22 protein-coding genes and 1 riboswitch are annotated in these 22,364 nt (G+C 59.5%); of the genes, 8 read left to right on the top strand and 14 right to left on the bottom strand.

Annotation, left to right across the window (positions count from 1 at the left end; translation table 11 throughout):
* Positions 1–139: 139 nt before the first annotated feature.
* The 10 genes from Q0G85_RS07410 to Q0G85_RS07365 form a co-directional block, all read right to left on the bottom strand.
* Positions 140–736 carry a class I SAM-dependent methyltransferase gene (locus Q0G85_RS07410; protein ID WP_297156238.1) on the bottom strand — a complete coding sequence of 199 codons (597 nt, stop codon included), beginning with the start codon at positions 734–736 and terminating at the stop codon, positions 140–142.
* 10 nt (positions 737–746) lie between these two features.
* Positions 747–1,499 (bottom strand): ABC transporter ATP-binding protein, encoded by a 753-nt coding sequence (locus Q0G85_RS07405; RefSeq protein ID WP_297156236.1) that lies wholly within the window; start codon positions 1,497–1,499, stop codon positions 747–749.
* On the bottom strand, positions 1,499–2,596 hold the full coding sequence (locus Q0G85_RS07400) for an iron ABC transporter permease (RefSeq protein ID WP_297156234.1): 1,098 nt from the start codon (positions 2,594–2,596) through the stop codon (positions 1,499–1,501). Before Q0G85_RS07400 ends, Q0G85_RS07405 begins: the two co-directional genes overlap by 1 nt.
* Positions 2,597–2,607: 11 nt before the next feature.
* Entirely contained in the window at positions 2,608–3,738 is a 1,131-nt protein-coding gene (locus tag Q0G85_RS07395; RefSeq protein WP_297156232.1) for an ABC transporter substrate-binding protein, read from the bottom strand.
* Positions 3,739–3,934: 196 nt separating this feature from the next.
* A complete protein-coding gene (locus tag Q0G85_RS07390) occupies positions 3,935–4,744 on the bottom strand; it encodes a hypothetical protein (RefSeq protein ID WP_297156230.1) in 810 nt (269 codons plus the stop codon).
* 88 nt (positions 4,745–4,832) lie between these two features.
* Positions 4,833–5,567: a DUF4428 domain-containing protein gene (locus Q0G85_RS07385; protein ID WP_297156228.1), complete on the bottom strand. Its 735-nt coding sequence runs from the start codon at positions 5,565–5,567 to the stop codon at positions 4,833–4,835.
* A gap of 147 nt (positions 5,568–5,714) precedes the next feature.
* Positions 5,715–6,350, bottom strand: a complete 636-nt coding sequence (locus Q0G85_RS07380) for a response regulator transcription factor (RefSeq protein WP_297156226.1) — start codon at positions 6,348–6,350, stop codon at positions 5,715–5,717.
* Positions 6,347–7,810 carry a hypothetical protein gene (locus Q0G85_RS07375; RefSeq protein WP_297156224.1) on the bottom strand — a complete coding sequence of 488 codons (1,464 nt, stop codon included), beginning with the start codon at positions 7,808–7,810 and terminating at the stop codon, positions 6,347–6,349. The genes Q0G85_RS07380 and Q0G85_RS07375 overlap by 4 nt, the downstream gene beginning before the upstream one ends.
* Before the next feature lie 4 nt (positions 7,811–7,814).
* Positions 7,815–9,572 (bottom strand): histidine kinase N-terminal 7TM domain-containing protein, encoded by a 1,758-nt coding sequence (locus Q0G85_RS07370; protein WP_297156221.1) that lies wholly within the window; start codon positions 9,570–9,572, stop codon positions 7,815–7,817.
* A 135-nt stretch (positions 9,573–9,707) separates the two neighbouring features.
* On the bottom strand, positions 9,708–11,069 hold the full coding sequence (locus tag Q0G85_RS07365) for an ATP-binding protein (RefSeq protein WP_297156219.1): 1,362 nt from the start codon (positions 11,067–11,069) through the stop codon (positions 9,708–9,710).
* A 286-nt stretch (positions 11,070–11,355) separates the two neighbouring features.
* Here Q0G85_RS07365 and Q0G85_RS07360 point away from each other — a divergent pair, with 286 nt between their 5' ends.
* A complete protein-coding gene (locus Q0G85_RS07360) occupies positions 11,356–12,798 on the top strand; it encodes a hypothetical protein (RefSeq protein WP_297156217.1) in 1,443 nt (480 codons plus the stop codon).
* A gap of 81 nt (positions 12,799–12,879) precedes the next feature.
* Positions 12,880–14,220, top strand: a complete 1,341-nt coding sequence (locus Q0G85_RS07355) for an SPFH domain-containing protein (RefSeq protein ID WP_297156215.1) — start codon at positions 12,880–12,882, stop codon at positions 14,218–14,220.
* A gap of 153 nt (positions 14,221–14,373) precedes the next feature.
* On the opposite strand, the gene Q0G85_RS07350 is transcribed toward Q0G85_RS07355, so the two are convergent.
* Positions 14,374–15,042: a GNAT family N-acetyltransferase gene (locus Q0G85_RS07350; RefSeq protein ID WP_297156213.1), complete on the bottom strand. Its 669-nt coding sequence runs from the start codon at positions 15,040–15,042 to the stop codon at positions 14,374–14,376.
* 516 nt (positions 15,043–15,558) lie between these two features.
* Between Q0G85_RS07350 and rbr the strand changes: the two genes are divergently transcribed.
* Positions 15,559–16,095, top strand: coding sequence for a rubrerythrin (gene rbr / locus Q0G85_RS07345; RefSeq protein ID WP_297156211.1), 537 nt, complete (start codon positions 15,559–15,561; stop codon positions 16,093–16,095).
* A 187-nt stretch (positions 16,096–16,282) separates the two neighbouring features.
* Here rbr and Q0G85_RS07340 read toward each other — a convergent pair whose 3' ends face one another.
* Positions 16,283–17,278, bottom strand: coding sequence for an EamA family transporter (locus Q0G85_RS07340; RefSeq protein WP_297156209.1), 996 nt, complete (start codon positions 17,276–17,278; stop codon positions 16,283–16,285).
* A gap of 464 nt (positions 17,279–17,742) precedes the next feature.
* A riboswitch (TPP riboswitch) is annotated at positions 17,743–17,861 on the top strand.
* A 77-nt stretch (positions 17,862–17,938) separates the two neighbouring features.
* On the opposite strand from Q0G85_RS07340, the gene thiM reads away from it, so the two are divergent.
* From thiM to Q0G85_RS07320, 4 genes are all read left to right on the top strand, one after another.
* Positions 17,939–18,778 carry a hydroxyethylthiazole kinase gene (gene thiM, locus Q0G85_RS07335; protein WP_297156207.1) on the top strand — a complete coding sequence of 280 codons (840 nt, stop codon included), beginning with the start codon at positions 17,939–17,941 and terminating at the stop codon, positions 18,776–18,778.
* A 1-nt stretch (position 18,779) separates the two neighbouring features.
* Positions 18,780–19,199: a thiamine-binding protein gene (locus Q0G85_RS07330; RefSeq protein WP_297156205.1), complete on the top strand. Its 420-nt coding sequence runs from the start codon at positions 18,780–18,782 to the stop codon at positions 19,197–19,199.
* Complete coding sequence (locus tag Q0G85_RS07325) at positions 19,190–19,894, top strand: thiamine phosphate synthase (protein WP_297156203.1); 705 nt, start codon at positions 19,190–19,192, stop codon at positions 19,892–19,894. The genes Q0G85_RS07330 and Q0G85_RS07325 overlap by 10 nt, the downstream gene beginning before the upstream one ends.
* Positions 19,895–19,996: 102 nt before the next feature.
* Entirely contained in the window at positions 19,997–20,269 is a 273-nt protein-coding gene (locus Q0G85_RS07320; RefSeq protein WP_297149064.1) for a hypothetical protein, read from the top strand.
* Positions 20,270–20,428: 159 nt separating this feature from the next.
* Here Q0G85_RS07320 and Q0G85_RS07315 read toward each other — a convergent pair whose 3' ends face one another.
* The gene (locus Q0G85_RS07315) at positions 20,429–21,640 is read right to left on the bottom strand and encodes an ATP-binding protein (protein WP_297156201.1); all 1,212 of its coding nucleotides are present in this window, start codon (positions 21,638–21,640) and stop codon (positions 20,429–20,431) included.
* Positions 21,641–21,927: 287 nt separating this feature from the next.
* Here Q0G85_RS07315 and Q0G85_RS07310 point away from each other — a divergent pair, with 287 nt between their 5' ends.
* A complete protein-coding gene (locus Q0G85_RS07310; RefSeq protein WP_297156200.1) occupies positions 21,928–22,230 on the top strand; it encodes a hypothetical protein in 303 nt (100 codons plus the stop codon).
* Between the two features lie 13 nt (positions 22,231–22,243).
* Here Q0G85_RS07310 and Q0G85_RS10335 read toward each other — a convergent pair whose 3' ends face one another.
* Positions 22,244–22,351 (bottom strand): hypothetical protein, encoded by a 108-nt coding sequence (locus Q0G85_RS10335; RefSeq protein ID WP_367116878.1) that lies wholly within the window; start codon positions 22,349–22,351, stop codon positions 22,244–22,246.
* Positions 22,352–22,364 lie beyond the last annotated feature (13 nt).

The following is a 22,364-nucleotide window of genomic DNA, read 5'->3' as shown; positions in this document are numbered from 1 at the left end:
TTAACTGTCTTAAGTTAAGCACAAACAGAAGGCGCTTCGTAAGCGAAGACTTTGTGGATTTCCGCGAATTGCAGGTGCCACAGCGCGATTCGCGTGTGCACGCCTCCTGCCTCCCTTAAGAGCCAGGCGCAGGCGAGCGCTACCTTCGCACACCGGAGAAAGCGTAGAAGCCAGGCGTGTCCACCAGCGACTCGATTTCGAACCTGCCTTCCCAAAGAGCGCTCTCCTCGCTCGCCGCGCGCAAACCGCAGCTCACCCCTGCGGCGACGACTTCGTGGTGGCGATTGATGGCATCCCTGCCGATTCCGTGCGCCACAGCGAAGCGTCCCTTTGGCTTGAGCAGGCGATATACCTTCTCGACCAGCGCAGGCTTGTTGGGAAAATGGGGGTAGGCGTTGTAGATGATCACGGCATCGAAGCGCTCGGCCTCGTCAAGCGAAAGCGCATCGCAGGCTCGAAGCTCCACCGAAGGTTCGGTGCCGAACTTTTCCCTCGCGCGCTCGATCATCTTCTCCGACACATCGACCGCAACGATTCTCCCCGCCTTGGCCGAAAGGTAGCACGGAATCATGACACCCGTGCCGCACCCCAGGTCAAGCACCGTATCGCCCGGCTTCAAATCGACGAGCGAGAGCACGGCATCCTGCACCCGGCTTTCCCCCGAGCAGCCGCTTTCGTCCCACTTGTCCGCGCGCTCGTTGAAGTAGCGCGCAATGTCGCCCGTTCCCTCGTTCATGCCACACCTTTCATCGGGGAATGACCACGGCTCTTCCACCGTGCTCTATGACGTCTGCATCCATGTTGTAGACCCGCTTGATGCGAGCAGGGGTGACGATCTCACCGGCGCCCACGGCATCGACCACGCCGTCTTTCAAGAAGAGGAATCGATCGCAATAGCGAAGCGCCAGATTGATATCGTGCATAACCGCGCACGCCGCGATACCGCGCTCGTCAACCTCGCGGCGGACTTCCCTCATGACCTCCTGCTGATTAGCGGGGTCGAGATTGTTAGTCGGCTCATCGAGCAGAAGCGTCTCGGCCTGCTGCACAAATGCGCGGGCAAGCACCATCTTCTGGTATTCTCCGCCCGAAAGCTCATCGGCATAGCGAAGCGAATAAGCGGAAAGCCCCAGCCGGTCGAGCGTTTCACGAATGACGGTGTGATCGGCCGCCGTCGGACCACCCTGCATAAGGGGATGGCGCCCAACGAGCACCGAGTCGTAGACGGTTAGACGGTTCGCGTGACTGTGCTGGGCGACAAGCGCGACTTTCTGCGCCCGCGCTCGCCGCTTGACCTCCCGCAGGGGAGTGCCATCGAGAAGAACCTGACCATCATCGGGCTTGCGCAAGCCCATCAAACACGACAGAAGCGTCGACTTGCCGCACCCGTTCACCCCGAGAATCGCCGTGAACGACCCAGGGGCAAGCTCGATGGAGACATCCTTTAGAACAGGGGTTCCCGCCCGATAGGAAAAACCGATTCCACGCGCTTCGAGCATCAGCGGCTCACCCCCCGAAACAGCAGGTAGACGAAGATCGGCGCGCCGACGAACGAGGTAATTGCGGAAATCGGCAAAATCAGCGGCGCCACAACGACGTGGCAGAGGATGTCCGAGATGAGCAGCATGCCCGCGCCCGCAAGCGCCGAAGCGGGAAGGAGGAAGCGGTAGTCAGCCCCGAGCACACGGCGCATCACATGAGGAGCAACTAGACCGACGAAGTTGATGATCCCGCAAAAGGCGATCACCGTCGATGCCGCCGCGCTCGCGACCAGCATGTTCGCGAGGCGCACGCCATTTACGGAGATCCCTAAGCTGTGGGCGAGACCCTCCCCAGATTCAATCGCGTTCATGGCCCAGCGGTTCGCGAAGAAGAACACAGCGCTCGCCGCCGTAACACCCGCCATCACGGCAAGCTGGCTTTTGCTCACGCGCCCCAAGTCGCCGAACGTCCAGAACACGACAGCGGCGACCTGGGAATCTTCGGCGAAGTACTGGACGATCGTGGTGCCCGCGGTGAACAGCGCCGACAAGGCAACTCCGAGCAGCACGATGCTCTCGGGGGTCATCTCGCGCACGCGGGACAAAAGGAGGATCACCACTGTCGAAAACATCGCGCCCACAAACGCGAAGAGCGCCGTTGTTACGGGGTCGGCGGTCGAGATGCCCTCATAGGCTGCGGAAGCACCTGCTCCACCTGCGAAAACGATAATGGCAAGCGAAGCCCCGAACGCAGCGCCCTGCGAAATGCCGAGCGTACTCGCCGAAGCAAGGGGGTTGCGCAGGACACTTTGGTAGGCGCACCCCGCAAGCGCGAGCGCCACCCCGGCGACGATAGCCGTCAAGACGCGGGGGAGACGAATGTTTTGAACTGCGGCGACGGTACGCACATCGCCCTGCCCGAAGACCGCGCGCACCACATCGAGAGGGGCGATCTGAAGCGAGCCCATAGTCATCGAGAACACGGCGATGCCGACAACCGCAACGAAGAGGACGACGAGTACGAGGCGCTTGCGCCTGATATAGCCCGTATACGCGTCGCGGGGTGCTTTCCCCTCGCCGGGCAAGCTCGCAGTTGTAATTTTGTCCTCTTCCATAAGCGGCTATTCTAGCTGAAAGAAAGCGTCGTGAAACCCATTCCCGCATTCTTCATGGTCTGGTAGAAATCCACCCCGAGAAGCGTTGTGTAGATCTCGGAATACTTCGCATCCAGATCGACGTCGGCGAACTTGTCGGGGTAGATGGTCGCGCCGATGAAGTACGTGTCGCAGATGCCCGTGTCGACGTTGGTGCCGTTGAAGTTGAAGAACGGCTGCGTGTAGAGGTGACCCTCCTTGAACGCCTTCAAGTCGTCGAAGAATGCCTTGTTGTTGGCGTAGTCCGTCTTCATGAGGTCCATGTTGCCCGCGTTCAGGAACATATAGTCGGGATCCCAGTTGCCGATCTGCTCGAGGTCGACATCGATGGCGGCTTTCTGGCCCGTCTCGTCAGCGACGTTTTTCGCACCAAGCTCGACGAGCGGGGCATAGTTCGCATACGTGCCGGTGAAGCTCTTCGCACCCTTGTAATTGACGGCACCCACATAGACGCTCGGCTTGTCGGCATCGGGGATATCCGCCGTGCGCGCCTTCAAGTCGGCATCCCATTCCTTGAGCTTCGAGACGACTTCCTGAGCATGGTCCTGCGTGCCCAATGCCTCGCCGACGCAGGTAATCGAGGCGTACACGTTATCGGTGAACAGCTGGTTTTGATACGTGATGCCGATGACGGGGATTCCCGTGTCCGCCTGAAGGGAGTCGCACTCCTCGGCGCTGCGGCTCGAGATGATCACATCGGGGGCAAGCTCCATGAGCTGCTCCTCGTTGACGTTCGTCTCAAGCAGATGGTTCCCGTTGCTCGTTGCCGGCAGGTTGGCGAAGAGGTCCTTGTACGCGATCGCGTACGGGCGGTTCATGGCAGGCTCGGTTTCCATCTCGGTTGCAGCGATGAGCTTGTCCTGCCCACCTGCGTACACAACGAAGCGCGCACCGCTGCCGACGGTCGCCGCGCTTTCGACATCGACAGGAACCTCGACGCTTCGGCCGTAGGCATCGACCACCGTTTTCGTCATCGGCTCGCCCTGCGCATCGCCCGATGAGCCCGAGCTCGCAGGCGATGAGCAACCCGCAAACGCAAGCAGGCACGCACACAGACAGGCCGCTATGGCAACCACACCGCACGCTCTCATTCTCTTCAACATGAGCTTCTTCCCTTCGCTTTGAATCGTATCGAATCGCTGCGACAGATAGTAACACGATTGCCTAATTCGTAACATCCCTATTCCGAGAACGGCATCGACGAACATAGCAAAGCGCCGCGCCCCTTGCCGGGGCGCGGCGCCTTTTTCGTCAGCCCATCTGCGCCAAGTGCAGACGAGCCGCTATCGAGCTATTCCGCTACGGCATCGTAACCTGGAACGTCACGATCTCGTCGTAGGTCTTGGAGTTCGTGACCTCGAAGGAGCCCTGCACGTTCACGAGATCGTCGATGCTCTTGATGCTGTCGTCCATGAAGGTCATGAACGTCTCGACGTAAGCATTCGGCTGGATCGTCTCGTAGATGTAGGGGCTGATCATCTTGCCGTTCACCGTCCAGGTGCCGTAAGAGCCGCTGAAGTCGATCGCCGTGTCGGCGCTCTTGTTCGTGACAACCAGGGTATAGCCGCAGGAGTCGAGCCAATCCTGCTTCTTGTCGACAACCATCACGGAGATGCTGTCGTCGCTGTAGATCTCCTTGTCGATGGCCTGGACCGCCTGGTCGTCCGTCGCGCTCGAGCCGCTGGTGGTACCACTCGAAGAGCTCGAGCCTAGGTCCTTGACCTCGTCGCTTGTCTTCTTGAACTTCATGCCCTCGCCATCGACCTCGATGGAAAGCACGCCGTCCTTGATTGTGGCGTCAACGCTGTCGCCCTCGATCGTCAGGGACACCTTATCGGCCGACTTGGCATCCCAAGTGCCGTCCATCGTCTCGCCGAACATGCCGAGCTTGAACGTGCCATCCTCGGCGAAGGTCGCCTCGACCGTGAGGCCGAACGCCTTCATCATGGCCATATCGTCTTCGGAAGCGCCCGTGAGCTCGGAGAGCTCCCACGTTCCGATGACCGCCTTCTTGGGGTCGGCCTTGTCACCCCCGCCGCAGCCGACGAGCGCGAAGCACAGCGCGATAGCGAATGCGACAACCCCGAATACCTTCAACTTCGATTTCATGTTAGCACTTCCTTCCCGAATAGCTTTCCCATTCCAACTGCTCTATCTTGCACGCCGGAGCTTGCCGCCCCGACGATGGTGCCCCGCGCTAGATGCCAATCGCGCCGCCGCAGAACTCGCAGCGCCCATTTGCGTCCGGCATCGTGGTAGCTCCGCAGAACGGGCAGGTCACCGCTGCCTTTGGAGCCTTCGCCGCCGCAACGTTCTCGCGCACCGTCTCGCGCAGGCTCGTGAGCGCCTCGCGAATCTCGTTAGCCTGACGCTCCGCCTCGCGGAATTCCACCGAGTAGCGCTCCTCGATGCGGCCATCGTTCACCTTGAACGTGATCTCGTCGAAGTAAGGCGAGTTCACATGGATGGTAAGGTACACGTCGTAGTCGATGTCGTAGCGCGGCGGGTCGTAGCTTTCCCGGTGGCCTTCGGAGTCCTCGCGATAGATTTCGGTGCGGGTTTCGCGAACCTCCGAATCGCATCCGGTGACTTGGGAGAAGTCCATCACGTCCGGGTTCGCATCGCGCCAGCGCGACGAGGAGGTGACGATGAAGCACTGCGCGTCCTCGTCGAGAAGCACCTTGGTGTCGCCACCGAGGGTGCGCGTCGTGTTGAAGGCAGCGACGCGGTCCTTGTTCGCCTCGCGGTAGTCAAGCTGTTCACGAATCTGCTCGACGGTCGAACGCCTGCGCTCGCTAAAGAAGGGGGAGAGCTTCTTGGCGCACTCTTTGCACAGGTTGCCATCTTCAAGCTTCCTGTTGCCGAGCAAGCCGATTTCCCCTCCGCAGATATCGCAACTCTTCTTCTCGAAGATTTTTCCAAACAATCCCATACCCGCACTCCTTCCCGCACAACCGACGAATCATTCGTTGCCTTTATGGTGAGGGAAAGGGGACCCCGCGGCAACGACCCTATGGCCCGCAGCGCGGCGCAAAGTGCGACCGCGTGGCCATTTCAGGCGATATCGACAAGTCACGCTTTAGTGCATCTCCTGTTCATCGCGCATTTTCGGGACGATAAGCCCACTTGAGACCGCATGGACCGCAAGGCGCAGGATGTTGTCGTAGCCGGTCTTCGCAAGAATCTCGGAGATGTGGCGCTTGACCGTGCCTTCGGACAGGTACAGCTCCTGAGCGATCTCTTTGCGCGTCTTGGTTTCGCACACGAGGCGCAGGATATCGACCTCCACATCGGTCAGCGCCGCCGCGTCCGAAAAGATGCTCTGCTGGGCGCGCGGGAAAGTAGAATATCCCTCAATGGTGGAGCGGATGATACCCAAAAGGTCGTTCGTGCCGACGTTTTTGTACACGAAGCTGTCGACGTGCGCCGCTCGCGCCTGCTCGATGAAGGTGATCTCGGGCATACCCGTCATGATAACGACGCGCACATCGGGATGCGACTCCTTGATACGGCGCGCAGCGACGATGCCACTCGAGTCGTTTTCGGTACATACGTCCAAAAGTGCGCAGGTAGCACCCGTTTTCTCCACCTCTTCAAGCGCGAAGGCGGCATCGCCGAGGGAGGCTACTACCTCCATGTCGGGCTGCGCGTCGATGGTCTGGGCGAGCGAGTCGCGAAGCATGGTCTGGTCTTCCACGATAACGATTTTGATCATTGGTCCTCTCCTTCATGAACTGGCGCGCACGGCGCCTGCGCCTCGATGGTGAACGGGGAAGTCGACGCGATGGAAAGCGTGCCGCCTACGCGCGAGAGCGTCTGGCGCATCGAGGGGAAACCCGTGCCCTCCTGCACCTCGCCTCGCGCGGCAGCACCGTCGTTTTGAACGGAAAGCGTATAGGTACCTGACGATTCGCCCAGACGAACATCGACCCGATGCGCCTGCCCGTGTTTGGCGGCATTGGTCGCCGCCTCGCGCACGACATCGACAAACGCGATGGCAACCTCAGGGTTCGCAGGCAGTTCGCCTTCTACCGAAATCGTAATTCCGACGAGGGAAAACGAGCTTCCTATCGCGCGAAGGGCGCCCTCGGCGTCGACGTCAACGGGCTCGGCGAGGTCTTCCACGACCGTGCGCGCGAGCTCGACCACGCGCGCGAGCTTTTCAGGATCGGTGTCGTCATCTTCCAGATAGCGATGCAAGATCGACAAGCGCTGGCCCACGGTGTCGTGCACGCGCGAGCGCATCCGCAAGATCGCCTCGTTGCGAGAGACCTCGCGCGCGTTCTCAACAGCAGCGACAAGCTCGGTGTTCGCCACGTCGAGAAGATGGTTCATGCGCTCCATATCGGAGTTGATAGACTCCTCCTCCGTCACGTCGAAGGCAACCATGCGACGGTACTCCTTGTGTCCAAGCCTCACCCGATCGCGCATGAAAAGTCGCGTGTCATCAGGTGATATCTCAAGTCTGACACCCTCGGGGAGAACCGCATTCACGCCACCTTCCGCCTTGCGGGCCATCTTCTCGAGGTCCTCCCACAGCCCGCGCGTTTCGGAGAGGTCGGTCGCAAAGCCAAGCGCGGTCAGACACGAACGCATCGAATCGCTCATGAAAAGGATGCGCCCTTCATCGTCGGCGCAGATGACGCCTTCGGGCAGCGCCCAGATGGAATCGATTATCGACAGGCGCGAAACGGAGCGCCGTCCAACACGCACATCAAGGGTAAGCGCAGCCCCCACGCGGAAGACGAAGAACGCCGCATCGCCGATGAGGAGATACGGAGCCAGATGCCCCAGCATATCGATGGAAGGCGGAGTGACAAGCGCCATAAGGGCGATTTCGCTTGTCATGACGGGGCGACGGTAGGCAATCGCCAACGAAAGCCCCAAAAGCGCCGCCGCGGCATCGACCCACAGAAGCGACTCGACGGGAAGCGAGAACGCCTTCAGGCGGAAAAGCGCCACGCCATAGCCGCTGTGGATGCTGTTCGCCGTGCCCGCCGCAAGCAGCAGATGCACGAAGAGCAACACCTCGTAGAGCTTGATGAGCGAAAAGGGGCGCGCATCGCGACGCGTCGAGAGAAAGAGCACATGGAGAAGCTGTCCTCCCGCAGCAATGTAGAATGCAACCACGAGAGCGATGATCACGTGATTATCAAGTCCGAAGAGAAATCCCATGAGATCACCTGCCCCCGAGCGAGACCGAGAGGCTCACGCTGTCACTCGACGTTTCCAACGTGAAGGCAGCATGTTGCGCAATCAGCGATTTTCGCAGCTCATCAAGCGATTCATGGAACCTAGGACCTGCGGCTCCGTCTGATTCGAGCGCGGCACGCATCTCCACCTCGCCCGTTTTCCCGTCGCGCACGAACAGCATAAGGACGGGGTTTCTCGCCGAGAACGCCGCCGCCGCGAAGTCGTAGAGGCAGTCGTAGAGCACGCTTACCGTGGCAGCGGGAAGCACGCCCGACGTTTCCACGAGGGCCGCGCACTCGATGTCAAGAGAGCGCAGGTCGGCCGCCGTCTCGTTGAAGACGAGCTCGAGCCGCTCGCGGTTGAAGTCGGGATCGCTTTTTTCCGCCAAGATAAGCCCGCCCATGCGCTTGCAGTACGCAACGAGCAGCTTCACCTCCATGAGCCGCTCGCGACGGGCGGCCGTAGAATCGGGGTCGCTTCCCTGCGGCAGGTCGTCAAGCAGCTCGCTTATGCGTTGCGTCTTGCTTTCGAGCGCGCGCTCGATCTCGGCGAACAGCGCACGGGCATTCTCCTGGCGATGGAGGGTAACCGCGAGTTCCCGGTCGCGCTTGAGCATGGCGTTCGCGCGGCGCAGCTTCGCCTGACGCTCGGAAAGCAGACGCCTGCGCTCATCAAGTGCCGTCATGTCCTCGGACAAAAGCGCATCGCCGCCCATCACCGAATACACCTTGAACAGCGTCGAGGGAACGGCCGATGTGCGAAACGACACGATGCCGTAGCGCGGTGTCTCGATTTCTCCGAGCGTCGTTCGCACAGCGTCGGGGATCTCGGTCGCAACATTGGTTTGGTAAACGACGTCTCGCTTGCGCGAGAGAATTTTCAAATCGAAAGGAAGCTTTGCGAAGAACTGGTCATGACGCGAATAGGATGGAAGAATCCCCAGGTCAAGCGAAAGCTCGAGCGCGACAATAACCAAAATGCTATACACGAGGGCAATGTTGGTCGAGAAAAGCCCCGCCTTGCGAGCGATGAACAGCGCGAAGTACGCCACGCCCACGCCAAGGATGATGGCCATCGGCAAGAAGGCGCTTTTCAGCTGAGCCCGAGCGGCGGGGAAGGCCGCAGCGAAAAAACCTGCATACTGCACAAGCGACCACGCGGTCACGCACCAGTAACCCATCTGATAGGTGTAATCCCGGCTCCAATGCGGATCGGATAGGTCGAACGCGAACACGAGGTGGTGGAAGTTGTTCGTCAGCACGAACACGCAGAGCGCCGCGTCGACCACCCAGGCAACGCTCACGACCCTCCGCCATGCGGCATGCCGATCGAGTGCGGCGGCGTGAAGGGCGCTCGCCAGGAAAAAGGTCGGGATGAACATCATAGGCACGTAGTAGAAATACCACATAATAGAGGCAGCGAGATCGCTTTTCACGGGGTATTTCAGCAGCACGTCCAAAAGCCAGGCGGCAAGAAGCGCCGCAACTATCTTCAAGTTGCCCCTGATCTTTACGTCCGAGCAGCGCAAATGTACAGAAAACCCCCAGGCGACGCAGCCCGAGCCCGCTAAAATCATCAGCCCCGCCGTGCTCGACGGGCCATTTCCCGGAAGACCGAAGAAGCGGATTTCCGCCTCCGAGACCAGCTGAACGACGGCGAGCACGGCCCCAAGAGCAAGGGCGAAGATGGCCCACGACGCCACTATCCGCCCTTTGAGCGGGTCTGTTCCGCCTGCACGGCCCATCCGAGCTCCTTTTCCGCCTCGCACGATCCCCTTTTATCCAGTATACCCTGAGCGCCCTATCAAACGATGGCCGCGCGGCCAACCGAGCCGCGTTTTTTTGGCCGCATGGCACAGCGGACAGGGGAGCCGAGCGAGCTACAGGCAAAAGCCCATGTACAGCGGGAGATACACCCGATCCTGCTCGACCTTCATTTGCTTCGGATGCAAAACATACTGGGTACCGATTTTCTTATCGAATCTCTTCTTGAATCGATCGAGAGACGTCGTTCCGTATTGCCTGGGAGACTTCACCTCGATTGGAGAGATCCTCGGCTTGCTCGCAGCGTTCGAATAGGGCTTTTGAATCAAGAAGTCGATTTCCATCCTCTCTTCACCCTCGGCTTTCCCCGACTGGGAGTAGAAGAACAGATTATGCCCGCCCGCGACGAGCATCTGAGCGACGATGTTTTCCGTGAGCATCCCCTCGTTGATCCCAATTTCCCCGCGAAGCACCGTTCGGTAAACGTTTTCCTCGATGCCCAGGTCATCTGCGAAGGCGAGGCTGACGAGAAGCCCTGTGTCCGCCATGTAGCACTTAAGCGACGTCTGGTCCAAGCTCAGCGAAAGGCCCACGCTTGGATCGCAAGACGCATAGCACAGGTTCGCAATGCGAGCATCAGCCAACCAGAAAAACGCCTCTTCATAAGTACGCATGCGCGCACTCTTGCTAATCGAACTTAAGGTGAACTTTTTCTCGTGCTTCGACAATTGCCCGGGAATGCCGTCGAGGATCGATACAACCTTGAACTCGTATCCTCGAGCGAACCTCGCCACATCGTTTCGGTAGAGCGTTAAAATGCGCCTTTTTTCCTTGTCAACTGCGGCAAAGCTCCTTTGAGCAGCATAGACGCCCACGGGCTTCGGCATACCTCCAACAAGCATGTATTCTCTCAGCAGCCCTGACGCCTTGCGATGGAGCATATCGGGGAGGGGCTTCAGCTTGTCGAATTGGCTTTTGATGAGATCGGCTAGTTGGCGTTCCCCCATAGCCCAAAGAAATTCCTCAAAATCGAGGGGACCGAGCTCGAATGCTTCTTCCTCTGAGGGAATCACGATGTCCGAAACATTTTGCTTTATAGATAGCAACGACCCTGTCTCGATGTAGTCGTAGCGGCCATCTGCGACAAGATATTTGATGAGACCCCGAGCAGATGGGCACATCTGAACCTCATCGAAAACGATGAGGGTATTCCGCTCATGCAACTCAACGCCATAAAACGTCGAAAGATAGAGAAAGAGCGTGTCAAGGTCGGCACGGTAATCCGAAAAGTAGCCCCGAACTTCATCAGGCGCTTGGAAAAAGTCCACGATGAGGCAGCTTTTGTACTCGCTTTCGCCGAACTCCTTGACGAGGGTGCTTTTCCCCACGCGACGAGCGCCTTCGATGAGGAGCGCGGTAGCCCCCGAGCTTGCATGCTTCCATTCGAGGAGCTTTTCATATGCCTTGCGTTTCAGCATTGTTCCTCCGTATTTGCACGATGCGCAGAACTTATCTATTGAAGAATAGCACGATGCGCAGAACTTTTAGGGTTGGAATATGCACGATGCGCAGAACTATGGGGTTTAAGCGGTCGTTCGTCGAGGGCTGCGAGCCTCCAACGCAATAACCGCACGGCCAACCGAGCCGCGTTTTTTTGGCCGCATGGCACAGTGAAATCGATGATAAAACCGCGCGGAAGGGTGCGCATAAAGTATCATGGGGGCGAACAATGAATCTGCAGCCGCCTACGTCGGAGGTCAGCCAATGGCAACTGAATCGGTAAACTACCAGTGCCCTTCATGCATGGGTCCCTTGCACTTCGAAGGAGCCGACGGGAAGCTGCACTGCGACTACTGTGGCGGAGCCTTCACGCCCGCCGAGGTCGAGGCTGCCTACGCCGCCAAGCAGCAGAAAGCCGACGCGAAAGCCCAGGTCGACACCGAGCGTGCTGAAGCGGGGGAGCGAAGCGACTTCGAGCGGATGGGCGACGAGGCGGCGGGCGCGGCATCGGTGCTCACAAACGAGACGATTTCCGCCGCGAAGGAGGTCTCCGCAAGCGCGAGCGACCCCATCCAGGCGTACCTTTCGCGCGCCTCGTGGAACGAGGACGAGCGCGAGGGCATGCGCTCTTTCATGTGCTCCTCCTGCGGCGCCGCAGTCACGGTCGATGCGACCACGGCGGTCTCGGAGTGCCCGTATTGCGGAAACCCCGCCGTCGTGCCCGGCACCTTCGCAAACGAAGCCAAGCCCGACTTCATCATCCCCTTCAAGGTGAGCAAAGAAGAGGCAACCTCAGCACTCGCCTCGTATTACAAGGGCAAGAAGTTCCTTCCCAAGGAATTCGTGCAGAGCAACCGCATCGCGCACATGCAAGGCGTCTACGTGCCGTTTTGGCTCTACGATGGGAACGCCGAGGGAAGCGCAACCTACGAATGCAAGAACATCCGCATCTACACCTCGGGCGATGAGGAAGTTACCGAAACCGATGTCTACGAGGCTTATCGCGAGGGAACGCTTGATTTCGAGCGCATTCCTGCCGATGGCTCCGCGAAGATGCCCGACGCGCACATGGACGCGATCGAGCCGTTCGACTTCGACGAGCTCGTGCCGTTCTCCGTGGCGTACCTGCCGGGGTATCTGGCCGAGCGCTATGACCAGGAAGCCGACGCATGCCAGCCGCGCGCCGTGCGGCGCATGAAGGGCAGCTTGGAAGACGAGCTGCAGGCCACCGTGACCGGCTATGACGACGTCACGCAGGAGTCGATCAACACGAACGGCGAGATCACGGGGCTTTCGCAAGCGCTTTTCCCCGTATGGATGCTGCACACGCTCTACAAAGACGAGGACTTCCTGTTCGCCATGAACGGCCAGACGGGGCGCTTCATCGGCGACTTGCCGGTATCGCCTTTGAAGGTGGTGCTGTGGTTTTTGGGGATCTTCCTCGTTTGCATGGCGATCTTGATTGGGCTTGACGTGTCGGTGTTCCAGTTCGACGACGAGCTCACGAGCGTGCTTGTCGACTTCGGAATCCCGCTCGCTATCGCAACCTTCGTGTGCATCGCCTTCTACAACCAGATGAAGACGGCCCGCGAGCAAACCGACGCGAGGGGCTACATCACGATGGAAGGGCTCACGCTCACCGGCTCCAATGACCGGTACGTGACGACCCACATCACGCGCGTGCGCATCAACAAGGACGACGACTAGCGGCAACTACGGGGCACGCGGCTTCGGACGTGTGCCCCGAGCAAATAATCTAACAGGCAAAACGAGGGAAAGGAAACGATCATGGGTCTTCTGAAAGCGGGCGCGGGTGCCCTGGGCGGCGTACTTGCCGACTCTTGGCGCGACTATTTCTACTGCGACGCGCTTGACGCCGACACGCTGGTGGTCAAGGGCACGAAGCGCACCTCCGACAAGGGCCGCTCCTCGAACACCAAAGGCGAGAGCAACATCATCTCCGACGGCTCGATTATCGCCGTGGCCGACGGCCAGTACATGATCATCGTCGAGCAGGGCGCAATCGTCGACGCATGCGGCGAGCCTGGCGAGTTCGTGTTCGACAACTCGAGCGAGCCGAGCCTGTTCTTCGGCGACGACAAGATCACCGACCGAATCAAGACGGCATTTGAGCGCGTGGGCGGCCGCTTCACCTTCGGCGGCGACACGGGCAAAGACCAGCGCGTGTACTTCTTCAACAAGAAGGAGATCATCGGCAACAAGTACGGCACGGCAACGCCGGTTCCCTTCCGCGTTGTCGATGCGAACATCGGCCTTGACGTGGACATTTCGGTGCGCTGCAACGGCGAGTATTCCTACAAGATCACCGACCCGCTGCTGTTCTACAAGAACGTGTGCGGCAACGTGGAAGAGCCCTACACGCGCGACAAGATCGACTCGCAGCTGAAAAGCGAGCTTCTGACGGCGCTGCAGCCCGCCTTCGCGAAGATTTCCGCCATGGGCGTGCGCTACTCCGCCGTGCCCGCGCACACCACCGAGCTCGCCGACGCCCTAAACGAAGTGCTTTCCGAGAAGTGGGCCGACCTGCGCGGCATCGAGGTGGCTTCCTTCGGCGTGAACACCATCGCCGCGTCCGAAGAGGACGAGCGGATGATCAAGGACCTGCAGAAGGCCGCGGTCATGCGCGATCCGGCTATGGCAGCCGCCAACATCGCCGCTGCTCAGTCCGACGCGATGCGCACGGCAGCCGCGAACGAATCGGGCGCCATGGCAGGGTTCATGGGCATGAGCATGGCGAACATGGCAGGCGGCATGAACGCCGGCAGCCTCTTCAACCAGCAGGGCGGTGGCGGCACGCCGCAAAGCCAGTACAACGTTGCCGCAGGTGGCGGCTTTGCTACCGGCAACGGCGGCGGCAACGGGAACGGCGAGGGCGGCTGGACCTGCTCATGCGGCGCGCAGAATACGGGCAAGTTCTGCAGCAACTGCGGGTCGCCCAAGCCCGCGCCCGCCGGCAGCTGGACGTGCTCCTGCGGCGCCGAGAACACGGGCAAGTTCTGCAGCAACTGCGGGTCGCCCAAGCCCGCGCCCGCCGGCAGCTGGACGTGCTCCTGCGGCGCCGAGAACACGGGTGCGTTCTGTGGCAACTGCGGCTCCAAGCGTCCGTAAGCTATTAGGAACCGAAACTAATCGTTCGCCAGCGACGAACTCTTCCCGCTGGCGAACCTGAAAAAGGGGCAGCCCATCGCCTTCGACGCGATTGGGCTGCCCCTTTTACTTTGTGCGACGGCGTAGAACAGAGCGGCTTGCGAATGAGCCAATTTACTCGGTTGCCTTCTGCATGCCCTCCCATGAGCTTTTCGTGAGTACCGAGACTTGCTGCGTGCGCACCACTCCCGTGACAGGGTTGGTCGCCTCCTCGAGGCGCACAAGCTCGAAGCCGAGCTTGTCCTTCGCGCGGGCAGATGTCGCATTTTCCACGAAGTTGCAAACCCAGATTGCGGAAAACCCGCGCTCGCCGAATCCGTAGCGCAGCATCGCGCTCGCCACTTCGGGGGCGATTCCGAAGCCCCAAAAGGGAGCCCCCAGCCAGATTCCCATTTCCCGATCGTTGTCCTCGATAGCACAGTTGGCATGGTCGGGCTTGACGAACCTGATGCTGCCGATGGGGTTCAACGGGGCCGAAGCCACCTTCTTGCGCTCACGTAAGAATGCACGGCCCGAAAACCCGCGTGTCATGTCACCGAAGTCGGCCGCGCCCTCGATGCGCGCGATGGCGGCCCCGTCGAATTCCTCGGGGCGCTTTGCGCAGATGGCGAAGGTGTCGGGTGCGCAATACACGGCGTGGAGAACCTCGCGGGCGTGCTCGACGCTCACGTACGGCGCCCAGTTGGCGGGAGGTCCCACCCGCGGGTCGCTTGCCCAGCGGAAAAGCGTCGGCGCATCGGCGTCGCACCAGGGACGCAGTATGAACCGTTCGGTTTCGAGCATGGGAACCTCCTTGCCGGTGGGGGATTCGAGCAGGCGCGGCGCCCGAAGTCGGGGAAGCTGCTTCGCGGTTCGGGATGACCACTGTACAAAAACGACGATAAGTTGTGCAGAAATCGTCTACTTGACAGATTATCAGCCTATTTGTCCAAAGATAATCCCCACTATCGTCCTATTTGGGGAATAATTCGCTAAATATTTGGTAGATTCCTGCTTATTTTTGCAAACTATCGTCAATATTGTACAGGCAGGGGAATGAGATAAGGGCCGGGCGCTCCGTCTCTCACTCCCGAGCGCTGCTAATCGGCCGAAAGACCCCCGGACCTTTCTCAAACCTGATGGGAAAAGTCCGCGAGCTTTCTCGTTCCTACGCGGTCACTTTAACGCTATGTACAAAATCCAAACATTCGGAAACAGATAGGGTAACACCTACCAATTCGTATTGAGGCGGTGTAGCATTTGCGGTATACGCCACGGGCGATGGGCCCACGGCCGGAAATCCAAGAAGGGGGATTCAACATGTCCAAATACGCTGGAACCCAAACCGAGAAAAACCTGCAAGCTGCTTTCGCTGGCGAGTCGCAGGCGACCAATAAATACACGTACTTCGCGTCGGTCGCGAAGAATGAAGGCTACGAGCAGATCGCCGAAATCTTCCGTAAGACTTCGGCGAACGAGCAATACCACGCCAAGATGTGGTTCCGCGAGCTCGAAGGCATTGGCGACACGGCGGAAAACCTTGCCGCTGCGGCCGATGGCGAGAACTTCGAGTGGACCGACATGTACGACGAGTTCGCCAAGACGGCTGATGAAGAGGGCTTCCCCGAGCTCGCCGAAAAGTTCCGTCAGGTTGGCGCCATCGAGAAGCACCACGAAGAGCGTTACCGCGCGCTGCTGCGCAACGTTGAAACCGCCGCTGTGTTTGAAAAGAGCGAGGTCAAGGTGTGGGAATGCCGCAATTGCGGCCACATTGTCGTAGGCACGAAGGCTCCGGATGTGTGCCCCGTCTGCAACCATCCGCAGGCATTCTTCGAGATTTCGGCTGAAAACTTCTAAGCCGAAACCGATTCCGAAAGCCAATATCGAGCATCGCAGGAAAGCCGCCCTCGGGCGGCTTTCCTGATGAGATTTCCAGCCATTAGGAACCTGTTCGCAGAATTGGAAATCCCCATTATTGTTCTATTTAAGAAATAAATTGTTGATGGGGCAGAGGTCGGGGGATTCATCCTTCTTTCAGGCTCCGCTAGTCGGTCGAAGGCGGCCTCGTCACCTTGCGCTTCCCGAGGCGAACCTGCGCGACGCAGACTCCAGCGAGAATAATCGCCACACCGAGCCATTCAACAGCGGAAATCGGCTCCCCGAGCACAACCATGGCGAGGAGAAGGCCCGCCGGCAGCTCCGCCGAGGTCATGATGGTCGACATGCCAGGCGTCAGGTGCGGCGTCCCCAAGCCGAACAGCAGAACCGGCAGCGTCATGCCAAACAGCCCGCAGACGAACGCATATGGAGCGAAGCCGTCGAGCAGCACACCGGAAACGATGAAGTCGGGGCACACCACGTGCGACGCGATGACCACGCCCGCGCACACAATCATCCCGCGCTGCTCGTTCGAGCAGGGAGCCTGCACTCTCCCGGAAAACGTCACGAAGCACGCGCAGCTGATGGCCGCGCCAAAGCCGCACGCAAGCCCCAGCGGATCGTAGCCCGCAATGCCCGTTTTGTAGACGCCGCTCGCGAACACGGTCCCGACAACGACGACCGCAGCCGCGATGACCTGGGAGAGCGCAGGCGGTTTGCGCGTCAAGATGATCTGAAGTACCGTGCCGATCCAGGTGAACTGGAACAAAAGCGTGAGCGCCACCGAAACGGGAAGAACGCTCATCGCATAGCAGTAGAGGATCGAGGTGCAGCAGGTGATGCATCCCAGCCCCATGAGTGAAAGTGCCGAGCGAGCACCGACGCGCTGCCAGCGTTTTCCGCGCGCCATCGATACCGCGAAGGCTATTGCGAATAGGATGAGACCGAACCATCCTTGACCTGCGACGACTTGATTTGAAGTGAACCCCGCGGCGTAAGAAAGTTTGTAGGAAGTCGCCATGAAGCCATAACTCGCACCGCCGAGAAACACTTCGAGCGTCGCTATTGCGCGCACTTTGGTCGCTTCGCTTGGGGCGGCCTCGCTTGGGGCAGTCGCGTTCGCCACCGACATCGCGGCAGGCATGTCGTTCGTTTTCACCATGAGCTCCTTTTGCACATCGGCGCCCGAGGAGCGAGAAGAAAAACCACGCAACCGAGCGTTCGGTTACGTGGCGAAAAGTGACGCGTCGCAAGGCCAAAGGAGAAGACGGCTTCCCGTCGCCATTCCTTCGAGGAAGAAGCCTTCTTGCCGCGCGCGCCCAAAAAGTCCACGTGAGGTTTTAGCGAAAGAGATGATACCAAGTTGCGCGCGCAAAAGCGAGCGGAGGCTAGCGGGCGGAGGCGGGAAGTCGAGAAGCGAGCGGAAACCAAGCAGCAGGGACCGAAAGTGGGGCAGGGGCCTCGCAGGCGGAAAACGAGGACGGAAAGCAATCGGGCACACGTGGGGCGGGCGCAAGGCAGAGCGAAGCTGCGACCGGCAACCCCCCTGCACCGCCTCCTGGAAGATAGCCGTCGCCCGACATGTACGCGCACGACGGCCAACTTAGGTGTACCATTGCCCCAGCAAGTTCGATGCAGGGGTGCCTCATTCCGCGGCAAAACGCACGATGAGGCTGAGAGGGCGCAAGCCTAACCCTTTGAACCTGTCAGTTAGTGCTGGCGTAGGGAGCATCTCAGGTTCTATCTGGGGCGCCCGCTTATGCTGGCGTCCCATTTTTATGCCATGCTCCGCAGACGGGGCGGGTCCTTGAAAGGAATGCGCATGATTGAGATGAACCAGTTGCAAAGCGGAATCGTAGAAGCGGCGAGCAAGGTGCGCGCGAACAATCCCATGGCGGGGTCGATTACCAACAGCGTGACCATCGACTTCGTGGCGAACGCGCAGCTTGCCGTCGGCGGATCGGCAGCCATGGTCTACCTGCCTGACGAGGGCGAATGCCTCGTCGCAGCGGGTGGCGCCGTCTACATCAACATGGGAACGCTGCTTCCCGTATACGAGGAGACGCTTCCCCGCACGGCAGCAGCAGCGCACGCAGCGGGCAAGCCCTGGGTGCTCGATCCGGTCGGCATCGGCATCGGCAGCCTGCGCACCGAGCTTCTGCGCGGCTTTAAGCCCTACAAGCCCGCAATCGTGCGCGGCAACGCTTCCGAAATCATCGCGCTTGCAGGCCTTTGGGATCTGGAAGGCGACGCCGGCGAACTCTCCCGTGCCCGCGGCGTCGACACCACCGACACGGTGGAGGCCGCACGCGACGCAGCCGTGGCCCTTGCGCGCTACACGGGCGGCGCGGCGGCTGTCTCGGGCGAGTCCGACCTGGTCACCGACGGGTCGACTGTGGCATATTCCACGGGAGGAAGCGCGCTTATGGGCAAAGTGACGGGCTTCGGCTGCTCCCTTGGCGGCGTGGTTGCGGTCTACGCCACGCAAACCGACCCCTTCACCGCGGCGCTTGCCGCCGTCGCGCACTACAACGTGGCAGGAACGCGCGCGGCAGCTGCGGCGGATGCGCCCGCGAGCTTCAAGGTCGCCTTCATCGACGAGCTCTACCGCGCGACGCCCGACGATATCGCAAACAACCCGCTGCGCATCGAGGAGGCTTAGCATGAACACGCTCATCGCCGTGGCAATCGCGCCTTTCGGCGTGGGAGACGAACTGTCCTCCGAGGTCGCCGAGGTCGTGAAGGTCATCCGCGAGTCGGGCCTTCCGAACAGGACCTATTCCATGTTCACCGAGATCGAGGGCGAATGGGACGAGGTCATGCGCGTCGTGCGCGACGCGACGTTCGTGCTTGCCGAGAAGGGCATTCGCACCGAGGTCATTCTGAAAGCCGACGTGCGCCCCGGCTTCTCCCACATGATGGACGAGAAAGTGGCGCGCGTAAACGCCCTTCTGGATAGCGAGGGCGCGAAGGAATCAAACGGCGCGAACGGCGAAGGCGCCGAGGGAAACGCGAACGGCAGCGACAACCTGGGCGACAAGCTCGCCGCTAACACGAGCAAGGAGGTGCTCGCATGGGCATGAGAGATGCGCTTGATATTTCATCCTACCTGGTCATTGGCCCGGAAAACACGTGCGGCCGCCCCGTGGGCGATGTCATCTCGGCAGCACTTGCGGCTGGCTTCACCTGTGTGCAGGTGCGCTCGAAGGTGTGCTCGGCGCGCGAGCTCATGGCCTGCGCCGACGAGACGGCTCGCGCCATCGAGCGCGCGGACGCGAGCGAGAAGGTCGCGCTGCTCATCGACGACAGGCTCGACGTGGCCTTCGCCGCGCGGGAAGCGGGCGTGAAGGTCGACGGCGTGCACGTCGGGCAGTCCGATGTTCCCGTCGAGGCATGCCGCAAGCTCCTCGGTCCCGATGCGGTCGTAGGACTTTCCGCGCGCGCGGACGAGATGCTCGAGTACGTGAAGACTGCGGACATGAGCCTTGTGGACTACCTGGGCGTCGGGCCCCTGCACGAAACGCCGACCAAGCGCGACTGCGGACTGGCCGCCGACGGCACCATCATCACGAAAAGCATCGATGACCTGCGCGAACTCGCTATCGCAAGCCCCGTTCCCATCGTGGTCGGCGGGGGAGTGAAGGTAGCCGACATCCCCCTTGTGGCGCAAACGGGTGTCGATGGGTTCTTCGTCGTGTCCGCCGTCTGCGGCGCAAGCGATCCGGCGGCGGCAGCGCGCGAGCTGGTGTGCGCGTGGCGGGAAGCGAAGGCGAGCTGAGTCAGCCGCAAAGCGCCCGCAAGGGTATAATGGGCGAAGCCGATGTTGTGTCGGCTTCTAATCAGCAGCAACGCGCAACGCAGCGCACGAAAGGGGCACGTGATGACTTACATGGTTCGCATCAAGGAATTTCATGGAACGGATGCGGTGTACACCTACACGTTCGACAACCTCAACGATGCCCTCGCGCGCGTGTCCCGCTTCCTCACGCCGGGCAACCTGTTCGACGAGCGCATCGAGGTCGACCCGACTGGCTTCAAGGAGACCATCCGCATCGAGACCATCCAGGTGTGGCTGGGCGAGGCCAACGAGGAAGGCACCGAAATCGCGAAGGATCTGGGCTACTGGAAATTCAAGTCCAAACTCGGGGAATAGCCTCTGGCAGCCCTCGGGACCGTACCAACTCTCCCGAGGGCTGCCAAAATAGCTCGCCGCATGAGCCGCAATAAGAAGCGGCTTTTCTTTTTTGCTGTGTCCCCTCAAGAAAAGCAAAATGCTCGCCTGTCTCCAAGCGAGCATTTCACGACCCATCGTTTAATACTCAGAGCTTAGCAGGAAGTCCGCTATGTGCATCGTCTTGATGCCTTCGTAGTTCCCTCCCGTAAACTCATCCGTCGTGAGAACATACTTGGGATAGTTGTCGTGAATCTCCAGCAAGCGATCGTATTCCCGTTTTTCAGTTTTCGGAGAACGAAGCTCCTGCGTCACCTGCACATAGATCTTTTCATTTTGCCGAACTGCCACAAAGTCGATTTCTCCGCTACCGAATTTGCCGACATGGACGGTATATCCTCTGCGACAAAGCTCCAGGTACACGACATTCTCAAGGCTGGATGCCACGCTGTCGGCGTTGTAGCCGAGAACGCTGTATCGCAGGGCTGTATCCGCAAGATAGAACTTTTCCTTCGTTTTCAGGATTTCCTTGCCCTGCAAGTCAAAGCGGGAGCAGCGGTGAAGCAGGTACGCGTTTTCCAGTTTCTCCAAGTAGTTACAAACCGTTTCGTTATCGAGCGAACGGTGCTCTGCCTTCAGATAATCCGAAATGGATTTCGCCGAAAAAGTATTGCCGATATTGTTAAAGGTGTATTTGACCACACGCTCAAGCTGGTCAATTTTTCTCACCTGATTGCGTTTCACGATATCCGAGAAAACCGTGGAATTGTAAATGTCCCGCACGATGGTATAGACCTCATCCTGAGAATATGCCTGCAAGTGCGTTGCCGGAAAACCGCCCAAACGCACATAGTTCGCAAGCTCGGATTTCGGCTCTCCGACTTCAGAATATTGGCTTTTGAACAGCAGATATTCGCCAAACGACAAGGTGAAGATGCGAAAAGACACGTACCGTCCCGTCAGATAAGTCGAGATCTCAGAGGACATCATGCGGGAGTTTGAACCTGTCACATACAGGTCCACATCGAAGTCTGAAGCCAGTGAATTGACGACTCTTTCCCAACCCTTGATTTCCTGCACTTCGTCGAGAAAAAGGTATGTCTTTCCCCCTGGCAAAAGGCGCTCTTTCAGCTCTGTGTACATCTGCTTCGCCGTCATGCCCTCATATTCCATCGAGTCATAACGGCAACCGACGATGCGATCATCTGGAACGTTCCGCTGCGTTTTCAGCTGCTCCATAATCATTTTCAGAATCGTTGACTTACCACAACGGCGTACTCCCGTAAGTATTTTTACAAATGGCGCATCCACATAAGCCATAATCTGATCTACATATAAAGGTCTGTAAATCACTGCGACCACCTCCATTTACAGCTAATATACCGCAATTCTCTTTATTAACCATTAGTTTTGCTATTTTAAACCGCAAAACTTTTCGATTACAAATTATATTGCGGATTCTTTACCACAATCGAGAGCTAAACGTCCTTGCCCAGTTCTGTAGCCATCAGCTTGAAGAAGTTTCGCGTTCTTGGGGAACTGCACGCTAAAGCGAAATCGAGCAACCTTCGCAAAGACAGCCTGGGCAGCATGCGATAATGGAACGCCAAGAGAAGGGAAAATCAGGCACGGAGGTAGTCATGGGAAGCAAGAAGCGATCGGCGCGGGCACGCGAAGTGGCCGACTTCAAATCCCAGCTCGAAAGCGGTCTTGGGGGATTGGACGACCTGTTCGCAAACGAAGAGCTCCGCGAGCAAAAGCGAGAAGCCGAACACGACGCCACGATGCGCTGGAAGGCATGCGAGAAGAAAAACCGCTATGCGACCAGGGACGATGCCGAAGAAGCGCGCAGATGGTGCGAGGAGCGCGGGACGCGCGGGCTCGAAATCTATCGCTGCGAGTACTGCGGCGGATGGCACCTGACATCGCACCCTTTCGAATAGCAAAGACGGCCCCTTAGCGCTCCGACAGGACGAGGCCGGTCACGGTAAGCGCCACACCGAGCACGATTTGCCAGGTGAGGGGCTCAGCAAGCACGATAACGGACGCAACCACCGTCACCACAGGCGTGAGGTAG

Source organism: uncultured Ellagibacter sp., from assembly GCF_934617235.1.
Classification (GTDB): Bacteria; Actinomycetota; Coriobacteriia; order Coriobacteriales; family Eggerthellaceae; genus Ellagibacter.
The sequence above is the reverse complement of the archived record's forward strand: the minus strand, read 5'-3'. Positions and strand labels throughout refer to the sequence as shown.